2 pseudogenes are annotated in these 1,187 nt (G+C 42.0%); both read left to right on the top strand.

Annotation, left to right across the window (positions count from 1 at the left end):
- Nucleotides 1–639, top strand: a pseudogene (locus ACP45E_RS21050) (amidohydrolase family protein); the annotation flags it as partial.
- Between the two features lie 248 nt (nt 640–887).
- A pseudogene (locus tag ACP45E_RS21045) lies at nt 888–1,187 on the top strand (hypothetical protein); the annotation flags it as partial.

Genomic DNA, 1,187 nt, shown 5'->3' with positions numbered 1-1,187 from the left:
GGATGGCGTGAGCGTATGGGATCAACGGCTGAAAACTTTCAGTTGGGTGTTGACCGCATGACAGAAGAGCAACTTGCTGAGTATCAAGAAAATAAACCCGGTACATTCATTGTTTGGCACTTTTTAGATGAGCAAAACCCAGACGATCTTGCTTTGTTAGATGCCTCGATTTTAAACCCGAATGTATTGATTGAATCTGATGAAATGTTCTGGATGCACATGGATGAAGAAGGCCACATTGATAACTATGCAGGTGACGAATGGCCGCTCCCTCAAGAGCTTTTCTCTCACCCTAGATCAAACGGCACGTTCGCTAAGGTTTTACGAGTCTATGTCCGAGAACGCGGCTTATTAACGATGTCTGAAGCATTACGCAAAATGACACTCATGCCTGCGCAATTAATCGAAGATTTTGTCCCTCAAATGAAGAATAAAGGTCGTATTCAAACCAATATGGATGCCGATATCGTGGTCTTTGACCCAGACACTATTGCTGATGTAGGCACTTACCAAGATCCGAATCACCCGGCAGTTGGCGTGCATTGGTTATTGGTTAACGGCGAAATCGTTGTGAATAATACTGAATTAGATACCGCGGTTAAGGCAGGAGAACCTATCCGTCGTGATATAGCAAAGTAATCCATTTAACGAAAACTGTTTATTCAAATCGTTAGTGTAAATAAAGCCAGTAAGGTCTTCTTGCTGGCTTTTTCACGTTAATTGCCTTGTGTCTGTTGCTCTCCATCAATGGCATCCATTTACTATCACCTCAAATTATTAGTTGGGCAACATTGTTACAGTACGTCAATGACTTTGGCGCAAAGTGACCTACATCACGATAAGAACATTGGTTATAGTTCATCCCACACAAACATAGGAGAACAACCATGAACACTTTTACTAAAACCATTCTAGCAACGACTTTACTTTGCTCTGGTATGAACCTTGCGCTTGCTGACGAGTCTACTGAGAAAGTTGACCCATCAAATCTAACTGCTGTTAATACCTCAGGGTATGTGGGTATGAATAATCAAGGTGATGTAAAGCTATCTGCTTCACTGGGCTTTGGCTTAAAAAATGGTCAAATGGCCATGGGTACCCTTGAAGGCAGCATGGATAATGATGGTAAATATAAAGATAGCCGACTTCAGTATTTCCACGTATTTAACGTCAAGATCGGAAGAGCG

This window comes from Vibrio genomosp. F10 str. 9ZD137 (assembly GCF_049974785.1).
GTDB lineage: Bacteria > Pseudomonadota > Gammaproteobacteria > Enterobacterales > Vibrionaceae > Vibrio.
This window is presented reverse-complemented; position numbering and strand designations above follow the sequence as displayed.